Annotated in this window: 13 protein-coding genes and 3 pseudogenes; 3 read left to right on the forward strand and 13 right to left on the reverse strand. The window is 54.8% G+C overall.

Translation table 11 applies throughout. From position 1 onward, the window contains the following. Window positions 1-155 precede the first annotated feature (155 nt). The 13 genes and pseudogenes from BHV64_RS07015 to BHV64_RS07075 all read right to left on the reverse strand — a co-directional run bounded on the left by BHV64_RS07015 (window position 156) and on the right by BHV64_RS07075 (window position 17,191). Window positions 156-1,366, reverse strand: a pseudogene (locus BHV64_RS07015) (AGE family epimerase/isomerase). 21 nt (window positions 1,367-1,387) lie between these two features. After that, complete coding sequence (locus BHV64_RS07020; protein ID WP_217727776.1) at window positions 1,388-2,782, reverse strand: sugar porter family MFS transporter; 1,395 nt, start codon at window positions 2,780-2,782, stop codon at window positions 1,388-1,390. A 7-nt stretch (window positions 2,783-2,789) separates the two neighbouring features. Then, window positions 2,790-3,887, reverse strand: a complete 1,098-nt coding sequence (locus BHV64_RS07025; protein WP_147620247.1) for a DUF4434 domain-containing protein — start codon at window positions 3,885-3,887, stop codon at window positions 2,790-2,792. A 7-nt stretch (window positions 3,888-3,894) separates the two neighbouring features. After that, a complete protein-coding gene (locus BHV64_RS07030) occupies window positions 3,895-4,830 on the reverse strand; it encodes a DUF4434 domain-containing protein (RefSeq protein ID WP_288115680.1) in 936 nt (311 codons plus the stop codon). A 24-nt stretch (window positions 4,831-4,854) separates the two neighbouring features. Continuing rightward, the gene (locus tag BHV64_RS07035) at window positions 4,855-6,255 is read right to left on the reverse strand and encodes a DUF5009 domain-containing protein (protein ID WP_149887045.1); all 1,401 of its coding nucleotides are present in this window, start codon (window positions 6,253-6,255) and stop codon (window positions 4,855-4,857) included. A gap of 12 nt (window positions 6,256-6,267) precedes the next feature. Continuing rightward, entirely contained in the window at window positions 6,268-6,933 is a 666-nt protein-coding gene (locus BHV64_RS07040; protein WP_217727778.1) for a GDSL-type esterase/lipase family protein, read from the reverse strand. Window positions 6,934-6,935: 2 nt separating this feature from the next. Continuing rightward, window positions 6,936-8,240 (reverse strand): annotated as a pseudogene (locus tag BHV64_RS07045) (alpha amylase family protein). A gap of 64 nt (window positions 8,241-8,304) precedes the next feature. Next, window positions 8,305-9,984 carry a DUF5018 domain-containing protein gene (locus tag BHV64_RS07050; RefSeq protein ID WP_277089807.1) on the reverse strand — a complete coding sequence of 560 codons (1,680 nt, stop codon included), beginning with the start codon at window positions 9,982-9,984 and terminating at the stop codon, window positions 8,305-8,307. Between the two features lie 16 nt (window positions 9,985-10,000). Continuing rightward, a complete protein-coding gene (locus BHV64_RS07055; protein ID WP_288115691.1) occupies window positions 10,001-11,638 on the reverse strand; it encodes a RagB/SusD family nutrient uptake outer membrane protein in 1,638 nt (545 codons plus the stop codon). A 16-nt stretch (window positions 11,639-11,654) separates the two neighbouring features. Continuing rightward, window positions 11,655-14,489 carry a SusC/RagA family TonB-linked outer membrane protein gene (locus BHV64_RS07060; protein WP_249370365.1) on the reverse strand — a complete coding sequence of 945 codons (2,835 nt, stop codon included), beginning with the start codon at window positions 14,487-14,489 and terminating at the stop codon, window positions 11,655-11,657. Next, window positions 14,476-14,775 (reverse strand): carboxypeptidase-like regulatory domain-containing protein, encoded by a 300-nt coding sequence (locus BHV64_RS07065; RefSeq protein WP_288115681.1) that lies wholly within the window; start codon window positions 14,773-14,775, stop codon window positions 14,476-14,478. Before BHV64_RS07065 ends, BHV64_RS07060 begins: the two co-directional genes overlap by 14 nt. Window positions 14,776-14,824: 49 nt before the next feature. Then, complete coding sequence (locus tag BHV64_RS07070) at window positions 14,825-16,147, reverse strand: alpha amylase family protein (protein ID WP_288115682.1); 1,323 nt, start codon at window positions 16,145-16,147, stop codon at window positions 14,825-14,827. Window positions 16,148-16,162: 15 nt separating this feature from the next. Further along, complete coding sequence (locus BHV64_RS07075) at window positions 16,163-17,191, reverse strand: phosphodiester glycosidase family protein (protein WP_015546782.1); 1,029 nt, start codon at window positions 17,189-17,191, stop codon at window positions 16,163-16,165. Window positions 17,192-17,561: 370 nt separating this feature from the next. Between BHV64_RS07075 and BHV64_RS07080 the strand changes: the two genes are divergently transcribed. From BHV64_RS07080 to BHV64_RS07090, 3 genes and pseudogenes are all read left to right on the forward strand, one after another. Then, window positions 17,562-18,806, forward strand: coding sequence for an ROK family protein (locus tag BHV64_RS07080; protein WP_253092637.1), 1,245 nt, complete (start codon window positions 17,562-17,564; stop codon window positions 18,804-18,806). Continuing rightward, window positions 18,776-19,024 carry a hypothetical protein gene (locus BHV64_RS07085; RefSeq protein ID WP_288115683.1) on the forward strand — a complete coding sequence of 83 codons (249 nt, stop codon included), beginning with the start codon at window positions 18,776-18,778 and terminating at the stop codon, window positions 19,022-19,024. Before BHV64_RS07080 ends, BHV64_RS07085 begins: the two co-directional genes overlap by 31 nt. 344 nt (window positions 19,025-19,368) lie before the next feature. After that, window positions 19,369-19,977 (forward strand): annotated as a pseudogene (locus BHV64_RS07090) (phage integrase SAM-like domain and Arm DNA-binding domain-containing protein); the annotation flags it as partial. Between the last annotated feature and the right edge of the window lie 359 nt (window positions 19,978-20,336).

The raw sequence follows: 20,336 nt of genomic DNA on the forward strand, positions 1-20,336 counted from the left end.
CGCGAACTCTTCGCCGTCGGAGACCCAGACGCCTTCCACGCCCCGGCCGCCGCAAAGGACGCGCCCCCTGACTGTGACGCTGCCCGCGGCCCATGCGCAGACACACCACAGCGACAACAGAATTGTCAGTAAATATCTTTTCATCGTTCCGTATTTTAACGCTGCTTGCATTGTTCGAGAATCTGCCAGCACTGGAACAGCCCGCGCGGCACATGGAAACATCCCTTCCATTTTCCGCCCTTGAGCGGCAGCAGCACCTCGCCGCGGCGGTTCAGGTAACCGAACCATTCGGGATGCTCCGCGTCCTTGAAATGCGCCCACGTATATTCGTGCAGTTTCCCGAACCACTCCAGACACTCCTTCGATCCGGTCAGCTGATAGCCCTTGATCATCGCGATCGCCGATTCGATATGCACCCACCAGAGCTTCTGATCCCATTCCAGCTCCACGCGGGGCGCGCCCTTGCGGTCCAGAAAATAGAAAATGCCGCCGTACTCCTTGTCCCAGCCGTATTCGGCGGTATTGAGCGCGATTCTCACCGCTTTGTCGATCAGCGCACGGTCGTCGAGACGCACGCCGAGGTTCATAATGAACCACATAGCTTCGAGCGAATGTCCGGGATTCATCTGACGGCCCTCGAACGTATCGGAAAGCTGTCCGTCCTCCGTGACATTCTCGACGATCAGCCCCAGCTCTTCCCGGTAAAACACCTCCATCACTTCGTGCAGGCACTCCCCGATTGCTTGTCGATCATCGGCTCGATCTCCAGCGCCATGTTGCAGAGGATCATCGGCAGAGCGAAACTCTTGAGCGAACGCGTTCCGGGATAAGCCTTGCACCACTCGCCTTTGGGATTGGCGCGTTTCTCCAGAATCCGGTCGAAAGTCCGCTTGGCGATCAGGGCGTATTCGTCGCTGCCCGTCGCAACGGCGACCTGCGCAAAAGCCATCGCCGCGAACGTATAGGAGAAAATATTATAGGGCTGCACCAACGGGCGGCCTTCGCGCGCCGCGAACGTATAGGAGAAAATATTATAGGGCTGCACCAACGGGCGGCCTTCGCGCGTCAGCGCAAAATACCAGTTGTAGTTGCCGTCGTGGCCGTATTTGCGCAGGAACTCGGCTCCCTGCACGGCGCATTCGAGCCATTCGGGACGACGCTCCACCTTGTTATAGAGCATGGCGAACATCCACACTTCACGACCCTGCAACCAGATGAATTTGTCGGTATCGTAGACGCTGCCGTCACGATTGAGACACGTAAAATAGCCGCCGAATTCCCTATCTTGTGATTTTTCGAGCCAAAAAGGCAGTACACCATCCAGCAATTCGGTTTTGTACTGTTCCGCTAATCTTTTGAAGTCCATAATCTTATCTTATTTATATTGTTACCTTGTCCAGTATCGTTCGATCTCTTCGAGCGTGCGGCCCGACATCTCCGGCACCGCCTTCCATATCAGCAGCATATAAGGCACGCACATCGCGGCGAAGAGGAAAAAAGTCCCCGCCGGCGTCAGATTCGCGAGCATCCACGGCGTAAGCTGCCCGACCAGATAGGTCCCCGTCCAAAGCGAGAACCCCGCGATCGACATCGCCACGCCGCGCACACGAATCGGATACATCTCCGACAAAAGCACCCATACCACGGCGCAGACGGAGATGGCGCAGCAGAAAACATAGCACAGGAACGCCGCCAGCAGCACGCCGTCCGGCAGTCCGAGCCGCTCCCCGGTCAGGAAACAGGTCCCGATAAGCAGCAGCGACAGCACCATGCCCGACACGCCCCAGTAAACCAACTTCTTACGCCCGACGCGGTCGATGATCGCCAGTGCCAGCACCGTCGTCAGCATATTGACCGCTCCGACCAGTATCTGAGCGAACAGCGAGTCGCTGCCCGACCATCCGGCCCGCTCGAAAATCGACGGCCCGTAGTAAAGTACGGCATTGACGCCCATGAACTGTCCGAGAATGGCGATCGCCGTGCCGACAAGCACCGCCGTCCGGATGCCTTTCGACAGCAGGAGCCGCCACTGCGGGGTCTGCCCGCCGCCGACGGCCGTTTCGATGGCCGCAAGTTCCGCGGCGGCTTCCGCCCGGTCGCCGTTGATGCGGCCGAGCACACGCAGAGCGCGGTCCGTCCGTCCGCGAAGCGCCAGCCAGCGCGGGCTTTCGGGAATGAAGAAGATGATGACGAAGAAAAGCAGCGCCGGAAGGGTTTCGGCCCCCAACATGCCCCGCCACACTTCATCGACGAAGATCCGCTGCACCCACGCCGTTTCGAAACCGGCGGTCTGTCCCATGCGGAGCAGCAGGTAATTGACCGTATAGGCCGCCAGAAATCCCATCGTGACTGCCAGCTGGTAAAACGAGACCAGCATGCCCCGGCGGCGCGCCGCCGACACCTCGGAGATGTAAAGCGGCGAGACGATCGAAACGACGCCGATGCCCAGCCCGCCCACGATCCGGTAGACGACCAGCTGCGTGAAATCGGCGCAAAGGGCGCATCCCACGGCCGACACCGTGAACAGCACGGCCGAGACGAGCATCGTCCGCCGGCGTCCCAGCCGGTCGCTCAGCACGCCCGCACAGAGTACGCCGGCGACCGAGCCGGCCAGCGCACACCCCACATACCACCCCTGTTGCAGGCTGTCCAGCCCGAAGCGGGCCGTCACCAGCTCGACGGTGCCCGAAATCACGGCCGTGTCGTATCCGAACAGGAGTCCGCCCACGGCAGCCGTGACCGCAAGAAAGAGCATGTACGATATGTCAGCGCGCTGTTTCATGGAGCATTCACCGTTTCCGGTAAGGGTTGTCGATTTTAAAATAATCGCAGTAGCGATCGTAAAGATGTCCCGCCTGCGGATAGGCCGAATTGGGACTCATAAAGTGCGAGAATTCGAACGTGATGACGTTCTGCATCCCGGCCCGCCGTGCAGCGTCCAGCTTCAGCAGCAGTTTCTCCCATTTGATCGGCAGGAAGCGGATCGGCATGTCGCGGTCGAACGACTCGATGTTGGTCCAGCACTCCATGCCGTATTTGTCGGCCAGCGCCTTGTTCACCACCAGATAATCGTACAACTCGCGGTAATCGACCTGCCCGTCCTGAAACGCGAGGATGTCCACCGCTCCGGCGACATTGCCCAGTATCTCGTTCCACTCGCGACGGTGCTCTTCGACCGAAAGGGCCTTGTCGCCCGCCATCACCTGATCGGTCTTGATGCCGTGGATGTAGGGCGAAATCATCGTTTTCAGGCCGCCCGAAACCGCCTTGGCATGGCGGCCCACTTCCGCATAGATGCGCGACATGTTTTTGGTCCGGCGGCTGATCTCCTGCGACAGATACCACCCCTGAAACGACTTGTGATGTCCGTATCTGGCCCACACCTCGTCGATCAGTTTCAGGTTCAGGTCTATCTCGCGCCGGAAGAGCCCCTCCTGCCAGTATTTGCCCGAATCGTACATGCCGAAATAGAACGCCATGCCGTATTTGTCGGCCAGCGTGAGGAACATCTCCACCAGATCGACCGGTGGATAGTACACCTCCTCGCTTTCGAGCAGGCACTCGAACGGCGCGGCGATCCACCGTCCCAGCCCGGCGCGGATCAGCACCACGGTATTGATCCCCATGTTTTTCATCGCCCGGAAATCGGCGTCCCACTCCCTGACGCCCCAGTTCTGGTGGGGAATGTCCCAGCTCACCTCGTCGAGAAACGTCGCGCGGACAGGAATCGCTTCGAGGATGCCTTCGGTCCTGAAATCCGCGTCCGACAGGCCGCAAGCCGCGTCGCCGCCCGCCGCACCCTTCGGGGAGCAGGACGCCAGCACGACTGCGATCAGCACGGCCAGCGCTGCCGCAAAACCGCCCGGTTTAAGGTTATGTCCGTTCATCGGGTCTCTATTCCAAGGTTTTCAGATACTCCATATAGCGGTCGTACAAGTGCCCCGCCTGCAGGTAGGCCGACTGCGGACTCATAAAGTGCGAGAACTCGAACGTAATGGCGTTCCGGTAACCGGCTTGAGCCGCCAGCCCCATCTTGAGCCGCAGCTTCTCCCATTTGATCGGCAGGAACTTGATCGGCATATCGCGGTCGAAGGTCTCGGAATTGGTCCAGCACTCCAGTCCGTAACGGTCGGCCAGTTTCTTGTTGACTTTCAGGAAATCGACCAGTTCGTCATACTCCACATGGCCGTCCTGAAAGGCGACGATATCCACGGCGCCTTGGATTCCGGCAAAGATGGCGTCCCATTCGCGCTCATGGCTTTCGAGCGTCACAACGTTCTCCTTCGAAGTCGACGCATTGTACTGGCTGACGTTCTTGCTGCCATCAATATAAGGGGAAATCATGGTCGGAAGACCGCCGGAAACCTCCTTGCAATAGCATCCCAGACTCGCATACAGATCGACGATCTTGCCGGTATTGCGGCTGCACTCCTGCGAAATATACCATCCCGCAAAGGATTTGCAATGCCCGTAACGGCTCCACGCCTCGTCGATCACACGCTTGTTCAGCGCCACCTCCTGTTCGTATTCGCCGCGGTCCCAGTACTTGCCCGAATCGTAGAGTCCGAACCAGAAGTTCATCCCCCACTTGTCGCTTAGGCGCAGGAACATATCGACCAGATCGACGGGAGGTTCGTAACACCCCTCCTCGGCCGTGAGCACCCGCGAGGGAAAAGTCTGCCAGCGGCGGTAACCGCAGCGGATCAGGATCACGGTGTCGATGCCTGCTTCGCGCATGTAGCCGAAATCACGGTCCCATTCGGCTTCGCCCCAGTTCTGATGGGGAATATCATGGCTGATTTCGTCGAGAAAAGTTCCTTTTATTCGCATAACTCATTTATTTAAAGTTCAAATTCAGGTTCTCCAAAAAAGCCTGCGGTTCGTAAAAAAGACCGTAACGGCCATAACCGCGGCCGTGACCAGCACGCCCCGCGCCACGCCCATCCACGGGCATAGCTCGGCAAAGGCCTGCAAACAGGGCGACAGATGCAGCAGCGTCAGCAGGGGCATGATGAGGAATCCGGCCGCCGTGTAGGCCACCATCGGATTCTGCCCGCATTTGACCAGCGCCGAAAAACGCACATTCAGCCGCCTCATCGCGATTCCGGCGGCGATCAGGACAAACGAAGCCAGCCCGGAGGTGACGAAAAAATAGCTGAACGTCGCGTAATCCTTCTTGATGCCCCCCTCGAACGCCTCCAGCGCCAGTCCCAGCCCCAGCCAGAAAAAGCCCCAGCCGAAAAGCGAACGGTGCAGTCTTCCGGTCGCGGAACCGTCTCCACGCAGCAGACGCCGGAGCAGGAGACAGAGCAGGACGCCCGCCACGAGATTCACGACCAGCTGCCGTGCGAAAAGCCCCCACATATTCAGGCATATCAGCGTCACGAGCAGGACGAGGGTCCAGACCTCACGCCGCCGGGACGCCCCCGGCGCATCTTCGCCGCCGTGCGTCATCCATTCATAGATACGGTCTCCCGCAATCGTGCCGGGAATGATGATACAAAGGTATTTCAGGTAGTCGAAGCGGAAAAGCCACGGCACAGGCGACCAGTTCCACAACGCTTCGTTCCACGAACCTTCGACGCCGCTGCCCAGACGCAGGGCCGCCAGCAGCGCCAGCACCCCCAGGCGCGCCAGCAGGTTGTTCCGCGTATAGAGCCACACCAGGCTGCCGAAGAGCGCCATATTTGCAAGGACCAGAATGATGACGTCGCTCCGCTCCGCCGAGACGGGCAGCCCCCAGCCCCACCGGGCGGCCGCCAGCAGGGCTGCGATGCCGGCGACGCCGGACAGACAGACCATGCGGTTCTGCCGGTCCGAAAACCGGTCAATGCGCATGAAGAGCGCACAAAAACAACCCCAGCCCGCCAGTTGCAGCAGCGAGGAACCCCATCCCGGCAGCGTTCCCGTCACCCCGGAACGCAGGTTGGCGAGGGCAACGGCGAAAAGCGCCAGCAACGCCCACCTGCGCACCACGACCGTCAGGATCAACGCCACCGATTCACCCCGCTGCTCCAGCCGCTTACGCAGGGCCAGCGGGAAAGCGGCCCCCATCGAGAAGAGGAAAAACGGGAAGACCAGATCGACCCACGTAATTCCCGGCACCGACGGATCGAAACGGAACGACGGTGGCGGCACCTGCGCATGGAACAGCCATGCAGGAAGTTCAGCGTGCCATAGGATCTGTCCCGACAGCACCATTCCCACGATAGCCAACCCTCGCAGCAAATCGACCGCATAAGCTCGCTTTTCCATCTGCAAGACGTGTTATTTCAGGTATTTCTGTTTCTTGAGGTAATCGGTCCAGATCACATACCCCACGGGGTGGAGGTGGATTCCGTCCTTCGTCAGGTCGATGCGCAGTTCGCCGTCGGCATCGGAAAGCAGCGGCACCAGATCGACGAACGTACACCACGGCTTGGCGTCGCACAACTGCACCAACCGCGCATTGAGCGTCCGCACCTGCGGATTATGCCCCTTGAGTCCGGGATAGGCCAGCCGCCGGGTATTGACCGGCAGCACGCTCTGAATATAGAGCCGGCAGCCGGGAACGGCCTCGTGCACCATGTCCGCCATGCGGGTGATGTTCATCACGATCGTATCGACGGGCTGTCCGCCCATCAGGTCGTTGATGCCCGCCATCAGGAAGATTTTGCGGGGCTTGCTTTTCAGGATGTCGGGCAGACGGTCGATCATGCCGAAGGTATTGTCGCCGCCGATGCCGCGGTTCTCGACGTCGCCGCGTTTGAGCAGCAGGCTCCACCACCCCTGCTCGGTAATGCTGTTGCCGAGAAAGACGATCGCCCCCTGTTGCAGCCCCTCTTCGTCGTGGGCCGCACGGCGGGTATCGTAGTAGGCGTTATGGAATTTCTGCGCCGAAGCGCCGGATGCCGCGAAAAGGGCGGCCAAAAACAATATTACGATGCGTTTCACAATCAGTCTTTTTTAATTACGCCGTCGATACCGGTCTTGACATAAGACCACTGATCGGCTTTTTTCAGGTGAATCATATCAAACAGGAAATAACCGTCGCAGGCATTGATGCAGGCGGCGACCGAGGCGGTGATGGCCCGGTTCTCCTCCTCCTCACGTCGGGACCGCCGGCCACCATCGGGCAGGCTCCCATCGTACGCTCTTTGGCCAGCAGGCAGAATCCCTGCATGGTCCATTCGGTCGTGCCGTAAACACGCGCCGGAGAGGCATAGGCCCCGATCAGCATCTGGTCCATCAGGTCAGCATAGCCGTAATCCATATATTTTTTCGTAGCCCACGAAAATTTGGACGAAGTGTCGTAATCGGGGCTGGCCCAATTGACGCCCACATCATAGTAGCTGGCATACCAGCCCCCGACGTATACGCCGAACTTGACCGACGGATTGACCGACTTGACGGCGGCGCGCGCCTTCTCCATAAAGTCGTGAATCACCTTCGCCCGGAATTCGAGCCACTGCTTCATATGCACAGGCTCCGGCGAGGGTATGCCCGAAGTATGGCCCGCAGGCAGAATGTCGGCGGGGAAGCTGGCAACCGACCGGCCGATATACTTTTCGAACTCCTTGCGCGTATAATTCGAGAAATCGCTGGTAAATCCGTCGAAGCGCCCCCGGTCGAGGAAGATTCCCGCCAGTCCGTCATAGGCCGCGAGGTCCTTGAGCATCGAACAGAGATACTCCTGCACTTCGGGCAATACCGGATTGAAGAACTTGGCGGACTGCGAAGTGGACATGATGTTCGTAATGCCGCCCGCCAAATTCAGATCGGTCGTCCATGCCCGCCTGGCCCGTAAAGGTATTGATCGCGGCGTGAATGCGCAGGTCGAGCGACTTTCCGGCGTCGATAAACGCCTGCAGGTAGTCCCATGTGGCCGTGCGTTCGACTTTGGAATATCCGCCCGGCAGCCATGCGCCGAGCCACTCCACCTGATCGACCACCGACGTACGGAAAAGCACGTCGCCGGTAGTAGGCCGCACATCGACTACAATATCGGTGAATCCGGCCTCCCGGGCCTTGGTCAGATCGCGCAGTATATTCTCCTTGCTGTTGGCGAAATCGGGAAAGTTGGCGGCGGCATCGACCCAGATGAACCGGGGTTTCTCCACCCCCGGCTTCGGATCGGGATCGGGGTCGGGATCGGGCCACTCCCATTCGGGTTCCTTCGAATCCGAACCGCACGAAACAGCCCCGTATCCCAGCGTCAACGCCGCCAGAACCGCCGCAAACCATTTGATATTCTTTTTCATCTTCAAAATTATGCTTGTTTTAGGACCTGCATCCCCGGTCAGAGGGATGCAGGCAAAAGGGATGTTACTTATCGACACAATCCCACTGTTCGGCACGGATATAGTTGGTATTTCCGCCGATCCAGTAAAGATAGAGATAATAACCGTCAGACGACTGGCTCAGCAGGATATCGCAGCTCGCCGTTCCGGAAACAGCCAGATATTTAGGCGTCGACGCATAGATCTTGGCTTTCGTATTGTCGAACGTCCCGGTGAAGAGATTACGGTCTCCGACATCGAGCAGGATGGCACGCGATGCACTGTAAGCGAAGTGCGAACCGCCGAACACGGCGACGAACGGACTCTTATTGAAGACGGCGCACGACACATTGGCAAAATTCGAATTGGCGTCGTTCGCGCCTTTGTCGATAAATGCCACACGCGAATTGGTCGCCCCGTCGATCCACTCCGCCCCATTGGTCGAATAGCTGGCTTTGAAATAAGGTCCGGTAATATCCGTCGACAGATATTCCACATCGACATTGCCGCCGTTCCAGAGTCCGCAACCCGCAATCGTAACCTTTTCGGGAGTACCCCAAACGCCATCGGTCACAATGATACGGACGAACGAACTCCAGTTTGCAGGACTTGCCCAAGCCCAGCAGTTGATCGTGACGACGGCGTCTGCGTCTATATCGCCCTTGATCGAAATCTTGCTGCCGATCTTACCGCCCGTGGCATTCGACCAGGTCATGACCTCCTTCGGGGTATCGGTAACATGATCCAGACGATAAATGGTCTGCGACGCACCGTTGGCGGCAATCGAACACATCACGATATGGTTGGCTTCATCCGAAGTGATAGCGCCTCCACCGAGATTGATGCCGCCCATATTCACCGTTCCGGCCTTGACACCGGTAAGCTTGTTGACATAAACGATCTCGCTCTCGCCGGAGCAAATAAGCAAGTGATCGCCCAAAATGCCCAGCGTATAATTCGTCGTTCCGCTCATTCCGTAATCAGTCTTGAACGTTTCGGAAACGAACAGGTTCTTCTGACTGCCCGAACGAATACCGGTCGGAACCTTCGCCGGAACCTCTTTCTTAACGGTGTAAACCGTCTTGCTTACCCCGTCATACGCAGTGACGGTCAGCTTGGGCGACGCATTCCAGTCGATAACCGTCGTTGCCGGATCGGGTGAAATCGTAGCATGATACGAAAGCCGGTAGGTTCCCGTACAAGGTTCGATATTACCGGCTGCGATCAGCGACACCTCTTTGGTTTCCTGATCAATGATGGCGCTCAAACCCTGCGACGGAAGCGACAGCTCCTCCAGCAGACAGGCTTTGCTCTTCACGATCCGCCCCCTGACTTTATAAACCTTCTTTTGCTTGAGCTGATCGGTAACCGTAATATAGTTGTCCTCGTTCAAATTCATATAAAGGACCGCAGGGTCCACCGTAACATTGTCGTCGAGATTCAGGCTGATGCGCATTTTGTCGAGCATCTTACCGCTCACGACATCATCGCTGCTCTCCGGATAAAACCACGGAATCTCGACCGTGATCTCATCGCTGCCCTCCGCCGGATATCCTTTGAATTCGCCGTAAAATTCGGCTGCCCCCTCGCTATTGTTCTTTACGAATTGGGCGGTTACGCTGTTGATGCCGTTACGCGACACGGAAGGCAACAGCTCGTCGGGCTGGTGACAGCCCGCAAAGAGCAGACCGGCCGCCGTCAGGAAAGAAAATATGGTATTTTTCATAATTGTAATTCAAGATTTATTTCCACTCGTCATACTGTTCGATAGCCGAGTTGTTCGCCAACTCATCGTAAGGAATCGGGAATACGTAGGTCTTCGCCAGGAATTTACGGTCCTGCAAATCACAATCCACATACTCGAATTTGAAAGCGCCCTGATGCGGCGTGATCTTCAGTCCGTGCACACGGTAACCGTTATACTCCTTGTCGGCGAGTTTCCAGCGGCGCATGTCCCAATAGAGGTGCCCTTCATACGCCAGCTCGATCTTGCGTTCCTGACGTATCGCTTTGAAAAGATCGTTCCCCGAAAGGCCCGAAAGAGCGGGCAGATTCACACCGGGACGCTGTCTCACGGCATTGACATCCTCCAAAGCGGCCCCCGAAGCGCCCAAACGATAGTTCGCCTCGGCACGGATGAGGTAAATTTCAGCCAGACGAAGTTCCACCCAAGTCTGCGTGCTGACCTTGATAACCGAGAAATCGGTGTGGCTTTCATCGAGGTATTTGCGCAGATAATAACCGGTAGTAGTACGTCCCTTCGGATAGGTGTCGCTACGATAATCCATATACTGCCCGTAAGTACCTCCAACGCTGTTGGTCATTGTATGCCCCTTCCATTGCGCTCCGTGATAAAGAACCGTCGCAGCGAAACGGGGTTCCAGCTGATCGTAAGGAGGCAACTCGGTCGTCTCGCCGTGCCATTTGCTCCAATCTACGGTTTTGCCGTCCTTCGACTGATACGATTCGACCATCTCCTGCGTCGGGCAGCCTTTACCTCCGTCGTTGTCCATATCGCCGTAAGGAACATAGTCGTTATCGAAAGTATGATTGGGACCCGTTACCAGATAGTTGTATTCGAGAATCGACTCACTATTCCCCCCTTTGAAAGCATCCTCGTACTTATCGGTCAAAGAATAGACCTGCAACTTGAAAACCGAATCCGCCGCGTCTTTGGCATCCTGCCAGCGTTCGGCATAAAGCATCGTCCGTGCAAGCATGGCCCAAGCCGCGCCGCGCGTCACACGCTCCTTGTTGGCCGCGTCCCAGCGCACCGGCAATACCGAAGCCGCATACTTGAGGTCCGAGGCAATCAGATTCCAGGTCTCGGCGGCAGAGCTGCGGTCTTTATTCTTCTGGAGATTCATATCCGTATAGAGGATTACCCCTCCATGCCGTTTGGCCAACTGAAAATAGACGAATGCGCGGAAAAAACGGGCCTGCGCCTCAAGTTTAGCATTCTCTTCCGCCGAGAACGTAGAATGCTTCCGCATGGATTCCAAGAACTCATTGATACGGCGGATACGCTCATATCCACCCGTCCACGCATCGAGCAGGTTGCCCGTCGACGACATCGTTTCAGGCGTAAACACATAATTATTGGAGTCTCCGGCCTTATTGCCCGGAACGTACGAACCGTATTTGAAAGTTTCGGTAAGTCCCTCGGTCAGATTACCTTGAAACTGGGCGGAGCCGAACTGTCCGTAACGGTCAATATACGGATAAAAACCGTTAAGGTAAAGCGTCGCCGTGTGTATATCGTTCCAAACCACCTTGTCCGAGATACTGTCATGCGGCGTGGTATCGAGGAAATCGTTGCAACCGACTAAAGAGAACGTCAGCAACGACATCATGGCTATTTTAATTCCTGTTTTCATAATTTCTCCGTTTTTCATGTTAGAATGCCAAGTTTACACCGAACGAGAAGATACGCTGCTGCGGATAATAACCGTTCGACACACCGGGCTGTTCAGGATCAATGTTGAATTTGGTCAGTTCACTGACAGTCCAAAGGTTCTGTCCTTCGAAATAGATACGCAGACGGTCGATGCCGATCCGGCTCATCCATTTCTGCGGGAAGGTGTATCCGATCTGCAAATTCTTCAGACGCAGATAATCGCCGCTGCGATACCAGAAAGTCGAAGAATAGGCATTATTCGAACTGGCCTGCACGATACTCAGACGCGGGAATTCGGCATTGGTGTTATCTTCCCGCCAAGAGTTCTCCACAAGGTATTTCGGCGAATTGCCTCCGTGATAGAACGGCTTGGTCATCTGCGTGTTGTCCATGATTCCTCCGCTGTACACACCCGTCAGAGCCACATCCCGGCCCAAGCCTGCCTGAAACAGGAAAGAGAGGTCAATGCCTTTCCAATCACCCGAAAAAGAAAGGCCTCCCACAAATTTGGGATAAGCGGCGGCCCCGACATAACCGCGGTCCTGTTCATAGGAAATCACACCGTCGCCGTTGCGATCGACATACTTAATATCGCCCACACGAACGGCTTTACCCACAATCGTCGGAGAATTGTCGATCTCCTCCTGGCTCTGGAACAAACCGGCGGAGATAAAGCCGACCTGGGCGCCGACCTCCTTACCCGTAAGCTTGAGCCAATCGGGCGTATTGGCGGCATCGTTATAGTGCAGCCATTTACGCTTGGTGTATGTACCGGTCAGACTCACGTTGTAATTGAAATCTCCGACACGGTTACGGTGGCTCAACGTAATCTCAAAACCCTTATGAGCTTGTTTATTGCTGTTTTCATACTTCGGATAATAACCGCCGAAAGAGCTGGGATAGGTGGCAGTCACACCACTCAGAATATCATAGATGTATTTATAGAATACATCGAACTCAACACCCAGTCTGCCGCCCCACATGGACAGGTCGAATCCTCCGTTATATTGCAGATTCTTCGCCCATGTCAGATTCTCATTCGCCAAACTCGAAGTAAGCATTCCGTCGACACCGACGCCTCCGAGGACAACGGCCGGAGTATCCAGAAAGCCTAATGTATTCAAATACGAATAAGCGCTGATACCCGTCGTACCCGTAAGACCGATACTTGCACGCAACTTCAAGTTGTCGATCGCTTTGGAATCGAACCAAGGCTCATTAGATATTCTCCAACCGACCGATGCGGCAGGGAAAGGAGACCAGCGTTTTCCATCAACCATACCGCCGAACAGATAACTGCCATCATACCGGCACGACAATTCGACAAGATACTTATTGGCATAATCGTAATTGACACGGGCCGCGAAACCGGCTTTGCGCGCAACGGAGCTCATACCGTTGATCGACATCTTGTCGGGAATGCTGGCGTATTTGAGTTCGGCAAGTTCCTTGATCGAAAATCCTTCTCCGTAAGCGCTGAAATTATTGCCGTCGTTAGAGTAGGTCTCCATCAGCAGGATTGCAGAAACATTATGCTTCCCGAAGGTGTTGGCATAATTAAGCGAAGCGTTAGTCGTAATCTGCGTGTTGCGCGTAAGCCCCTCCGTCAGCGAATTTTCGGATTTTTTACGCGAATCCCAGTTTTCGGCATAGGAAATATTGCCGTCAAGAGTCGTGGGAAGCGTTGCAACCATCGTACGGAAAGGCGTGGAATAAATCTTGGAATAGGTCTGCGAATAGTCATAGGCCACCATGAATTTCGCAGACAAACCCTTCAGGAAAGGAAAATCATACTTAAGCGAAACATTCGACTGAAAATAGAACGTATTGCTTTTTGCATAACCCGACTCCTCGGAAGAAGCGAGCGGACTTACGGTAGCGCTCGAAGTATTGGTCGAAACAGGCAGCCCGTTATAATTTTCGGGCACGTAAGGATGCGCACGCATAGCCTGCTGCGCGATATTGTTCCAATCGGCGGGATCGCCCGAAAATCCGGGACGATTGCTGCGCTGCACACGACCGGCCAGATCCACGGCCATCGTCCAGTTCTTGGCGATCTTGGCTTCGATATTCGAACGGATATTAATACGGTCGAACGAGAAATTCTTCACATTGCCCTCCTGATCGAAGTAACCGATCGAAGTAAAGTACTTGATCCGCTCGTTGCCGCCCGTCACATTGAGGTTGTGCGACTGGTTGTACCCCGTACCGAAAGTCTTTTCATACCAGTTCGTATTGCCCCAGCCGTCGCTCGGATCGCCGTTGAGCATCATGTCGATCTGGCGCTGCGTGAAAATCGGCGTGTCTCCGTCCATTTCACGGGCTTTGTTATACCAATAGGCATACCCCGGACCGTCGAGCATTTCGAGCATTACGGCATTCTGGCTCAAACCGAAAGTGCCGGTGTAGGAGATCTTGGCCGGAGCGGCCTTGCCCCTTTTGGTCGTCACGATAATGACAGCCGAGGCATCCATACCGTAAATCGCAGCCGACGACGCGTCTTTGAGCACCGAAACGCTTTCAATATCATTGGGATCAATCTGGCTGAAATCGCGGGCTACACCGTCCACAATGTACTTTGCGCCGCTGCCTCGCACCAAAATGCTGGCGCCGTCGCTGCCGGGCTGTCCCGACTGCTGCAAGGCCACCACGCCGGCGACACGCCCGCCCAGCATATTCGTCACATTTCCCATCGGCGCCTTGAGCAGTTCCTTGCCGTCGATTTGCGAAACGGCGCCCGTAATGCTCGCGCGTTTCATCGTACCGTAACCGACGACAACGACTTCATCGACTCTGGCAGAGTCTTCCTTGAGAGAAACATCAATGGAGGTAATTCCCCCCCACGGTTTTTCGCTCGGACACCATACCTAAATACTGGAACTCCAATGTGTTGCCAGGTTTAGCAGCGATGGAATACTGACCCTGGAGGTTGGTAATGGCACCCGTATTGGTACCTACGACGATAACAGTTACGCCCATCAGAGGGTGCCCGCTCTCATCCGTAACCGTTCCCGTCACCCGCGTCTGGGCGGAAGCCGCACCGACAACAAGCAATGACATCAGAAGCGCCATGCACTTCCTTGTCAGGGAATTCTTGAAAATAGAGAAGAACTCTTTCATAGAATTACATTTAAGGTTAAGTTTTTAGTTGTTTTATATTGGTTGCAGATCAGTTGCTTCCTTCGGCGATTCCGGCGGCGATTCCGGCCGCCAGCTCCGACCACCAGCCGCGGTTGATGATATGGACGATATCGAAGATCATCAGTCCGTCGGTGTCGCGGAGCGCCTGCGCCACAGCGCGGGTGAATTGCGCTGCGTCGCCCTCGTACTGCTCGACGTAGATCGAGCCTGTCACGGGAACCACGCCGCAGGTGATTTTCTTCGCCCATTCGGCGCCGCCCTCGATGCAGTACCAGTAATTCTGTTCGTCGGACATTCCCGCTTCGGTACGCTGCCCCACGGCTCCGTTGGCCTTGTCGACTTCGGCTTTGGTAACCAGCGTATAGTAAAGTCCGGTCATATAGATGTCGAGCAGGTCGGCATAACCCGTATTCTTGTATTCGGGCGTCGCCCAATCGAAATAGCGGGCGGGATCGAACTGCTCGCTGGCCCAGTTGACGCCCACGTAATAATAGGTCGGGTACCATGCGCCCGTATAGTCGCCGATCAGCAGCCGGGGATTGATCTCCTTGAGCTGCCTGTGGGCTTCGGTCACGAAATCCTTGATAACCGATGCGCGCCATTCGATCCACTTGCGGAACAGCGGGCCTTGCGACCAGCTCCACTTGCCGTCGGCATCCTGCGTCCAGCGGAGTATATCACCGGGATAATCGGCGACTTTCGTTCCGGCGTAAGCTTCGAAAAGCTCCTTCGACAGCGGACTGAAATCGGAGGTGATATTGTCGAAACGCACCCGGTCGAAGACGATGCCGTCCACATCGGGATACTTCCCGGCGAACTCCTTCAGAATCGCCAGCTCGTACTCCTGCACTTCGGGATTCGCCGGGTTGAGCATGCCGTTGTAGTTGCTCTTTATTTCGCTGATGGGCACGATTTTACCTTCGGTGTACACCTGCGACTGCCAGTCGGCATGATCGCCGTAGATGATTCCCCGGTCGAAATAGTTGTGACCGCCGGCAAACACGTTGAGCGACCCGTGCACGCGCATGCCCAGCTTGTGTCCCTCCTCGATGAAATAACCCAGCAGATCGTAGTTTTCAGGACGGGTCACACCCTCCCATTCGCCCATGTAAGGCGCTATATCGCTCTTGTAGAGCGTTTCGCCCATGATCGACTTCACGTCGACCACGACATCGGTAAAGCCCATGTCGTGGATTTTGGACACATAGTAACGAATCGAATCGGGATGACTCAAAGTCGCATAATTGGCTTCGCAGTCAAACCACATGTAAAGCGGTTTCGACGGCTGTTTTTCCTGCGCGCAGGAGACGGCAGCAAAGGCTGCCAGCCAGATGAGGAGAAGTTTCTTCATATGATTCTTTATGGATTAGTTCACTTCGGAGATGACGACCGCCGTCGAAATTTTGCGCTCGACGATCACCTCGGCGCTGCCCGTGTCGCTGGGACGGTTGAGCACCTTGCCGTCGCTGCCGACCATGGTCGAAGATCCGCCGCCGTCGAGATTGACCGCATCGACCGCTCCCAGTGCGATCAGCTTGTCGGCCAGCTCCGCCAGCGTAAATCCGGCGCTGCCCCGCATATTGCGCCCGTCGCACACGAGCAGGATCAGTTTGCCGTCCGCTGTGGCGCCGATCGCCGTACGCGGCTGACGCGAAGTCCCGGCGATGCCGCCGCCGTCGAACACCTCTTTCCAATAGTTCTCCACGGCGACGTTCTTCCCCTCCCGGACCAGCATCGGACCGCCTCCGACCGCCTCCTGCGGAGTCCAGAGCGCCGCGCCGGGCGTCTTCGAAGTCGGCGGCGCGGACATATACGTATTCGTACGTTCGTCGTTGTCGAGCGCGGACGGGAAGGCATAAGGCTTGTTGCCGTCGTCGAGCACGCAGTAAATCCAGTGCGTCTCGAACCCTCCGGACGCCATCTGCCCGAACGAAGAACGCACGGGATAAACCGTCTGGTTGTTGCGTGTCACCGTCTGATTCTCGATCGACTTGACGGCACCGCCGGTAACAAGCAGGCTCAACGAATTTCCGGCCCACCAATACCCGGCATTGGTCGTCACACAGGCCGTTCCCCGGTTGGCCGAAGCGAATTCGGCATGAATGCGCGACGGAGTTTTCTGTTGAGGCAGATGCACGGCGTTGAAGCGCAGTTTGGGATTGGCTTTCAGATCGGCCACGGCCACGAATCCGAGGCATTGTTTTCCGCCGCCCAGATCGTCCGCAAACTCGGTTACGGTCAGTCCGGCAGGATAATCGCCCGGTTGAGGGTCGGGATCAGGATCGGGTCCGTCGGGAAATTCATAGTCGGGCGTTTTCGAATCGCTGCCGCACATACAGCACACGGCGCAGACGCAGACAGCAAGCAGAGCGAAGCCAAGAATTTTCAGTTTCATATTTCAGTCAGCATTGAGTTTTGGTTCGGACACCTTTTCTTCGTACATTTTAAAAATTAAGAATTTCGGGCAGGTCGCTTTTGTACGATTTGATTTCACCTTTTCAAAACAAAAATAGAAAGGATTCTTCCAATGTGCCTGATAATCCGAAGAGCAAAACCATTTAAAAAAGACACTTTTTTTTATTTGTCAAAATACATCAGCCGAAATATCAAATACAACATACTAAAAAACAACGAATTAAATTCGATTATCATTCCATATATTTACAAAGTAAACTTTTTAAATAACGCGATTATTTATACAATCTGTTTTTTATTTCTTTTCGATTTACTATTTTTGTCAGGCACACCAAATAATGGCAAGGACAATGTTACCTCCTTTTACATCCGCATCCCACGACGGCGATCTGGGTTGTTTTGTACGAAACATCATTCTGAACTCCATTTTTCAGAAAGGGCAATTCATCATTCCCGACATCGCCAGCCAAACCGGCTTCAGCGTCACGACAATAGCCAAGTATGTCTCCGAACTCTATGCGGAGGATATTTTGGAAAAGGGAGACTGTTTGAAGACCAATAAACGGGGACGAAATCCAGTCCTTTATCGGGTGAAATCCGAAACCTACTATTTTTTGGGTGTCGACCTCAAGCCTTTCGAGTTGATAATCGGGCTTATGAACCTTACGGGGGATATGGTTTGCATAGAGCGCATCACAGATTTTCGCTTCGAAAATACACATAATAAACTGGATGAAATATGTACGCATATTTCGCAGTTCATGCTAAAGTTTCAAAGTCAGAACGCCGGCAAAATAGCGGGCGTCAATTTCAATATTGGAGGGCGGGTCAATTCGCATTTAGGAACGAGCGCCACGATTTTCAATTTCGAGGAGACACGCGAAGTGCCGCTGACTCTTTTGCTCAACGAACGTTTGGGCATTCCGGTTTTCATCGAGAACGACACCAAAGCGATGGCTTACGGCGAGTATGTATCCGAAAACAATGCCTCGCAGGAGAATGTGATTTATGTCAATATCGGATGGGGACTGGGACTCTGCATTATCATAAATGGAGAAATATATTATGGAAAGGACGGCTATTCGGGAGAATTCGGACATATCCACATGTATGAAAACAACGTGATGTGTCATTGCGGAAAAAAAGGATGCATTGAAACGGAAATCTCGGGAAGCGCCGTTTGCCGTAAACTCGTAGAAAGAATCTACAATCACGAGGCGTCGGTTCTTTCTAAAAAGGTGTGGAACGGAAACATGATTACGATAGAGGACATTATTGAAGCTGCGAAACTGGAAGACCCGCTTTGCATTGAGTTGGTGACGCAGGCCGGGGGTGAGCTTGGGCATCAGTTGGCCGGATTGATCAACCTTTTGAATCCCGATCGTATCATCATTGGCGGCAGAATGTCAGAAATTGCTCCTTACTACTTTTTACAGCCTGTGAAGCTTGCCGTGCATAAATATTCGCTTCGGCTGATGACCCAGCAACTGTCCATCGTTCCTTCGCGGTTAGGGGGCGATGCCGGAGTTATAGGAGCCTGTCTGATCGCACGAAAAAAGATGATATGGAACAAATTGTCGATATGCAAGAGATGAAAATAGTAAATGCCGGGAGCATCAAACAAACAGCCCCGCATTCGTGTCATATTTATTTTCGTCTCGAAAGAAACAGCACGGCGATTCCATCGCCCCGGTTAAATTCTCCGTCAGCGAAACGTTTCGCGAAATGCGGATTCAAGGAAAGCGGCAGGACGCCTGCGTCGCAGGCAGCAATCCTCGCAGGTGGGGCAAGCGAGGCAATAGCGGCAGGATAACGCTCCGGGCCTGCAAGAGGCGAAACGGGTTCCGAAAAAGAACCGGAGGAGGGGGGGGGTAATTAGAAGCCCGGCCATACCGGTCCGGGTTTTGTAGGGAAAGAGAAGCGCAGGAAAGAGTAAATATCTTGTTTACAGGTGTTTAATTCTCTGTTCTGCATCTGTTCCGAGCAATAAAAAAGCAGAATCGGGCAGGTTTAACGGTGAGTTTCGTTACTTATCCGTTACCTGCCCGAAATGCTTTGATTTGCATCAAAACATTCGTTTTCAGTTCGTTGCATCGAATTACCGCATACCAAATAACTTGACATTACGTTTAACCAATCCTCAAAGTTCAAGTTATTATGCAACGCAGCACTTTCAAAGTCCTTTTCTATGTGAAACGGCAGTCCGAAAAATCGGGTCAGGTTCCCGTCATGGGTCGTATCACGATCAACGGTACGATGTCGCAGTTCAGCTGCAAACTCTCGGTTCGTTCTTCTCTCTGGGATGCCAAAGCGAACAAAGCCGCAGGCAGAAGCCTCGAATCGCAGCGCATCAACGAGAATCTGGAGAATATCAAGACCAATATCGGCAAGCAGTACCAGCGTCTCTGCGACCGGGATTCGTATGTTACGGCCGAAAAAGTCCGTAACGCCTTTCTGGGTATGGGGGACGACTGCCGCCTGACTTTCGACGAATACCTCGCAGGCTTTCTCAAACGTGTGGGCAAAGACCGCGCCTATTCGAGCTATGACAATTACCGCAAACGCCGTAACCGCCTTGCCTCTTTCCTCGAATACGAATACCACGTCAAGGATATTGCGTTCAAAGAGCTGAAGCGGGAGTTCGTGGAAAAGTTCGTCGTCTACCTCTCCACGGTAAAGGGTCTTGCTTCCGGGACGATCCATTCTACACTCAAGAAGCTGAAGCTGATGACCTACACGGCGTATAAGAACGGCTGGATTGCCGTCGATCCTTTCGCCGGGTTCTATGTCAAAGCGGAATACGCTGAACGACGTTATGCTGAACGACGTTATCTATCCGCTTCGGAATTGCAGGCCGTCATGGATGTCAGGCTCCCCAACTACCGGACGGGCATCAACCGTGACGCCTTCGTCTTCTGCGCCTTTACGGGTTTGAGCCATGCGGACGTAGTGAAACTCACCCACGCGGACATCCATACGGACGACAACGGAGAGCGGTGGATTATCGACAGACGCCAGAAGACGGGTACGCAATTCCGAGTCAAACTCCTTCCCGCCGCTGAAATGCTCTACAAGCGTTATAAGGATACATATCGCACAAGCGAGAAGGTTTTTCCGCTTAAAGG

Origin of the sequence: Alistipes sp. 56_sp_Nov_56_25, assembly GCF_001915285.1 — a bacterium.
GTDB lineage: Bacteria > Bacteroidota > Bacteroidia > Bacteroidales > Rikenellaceae > Alistipes > Alistipes shahii.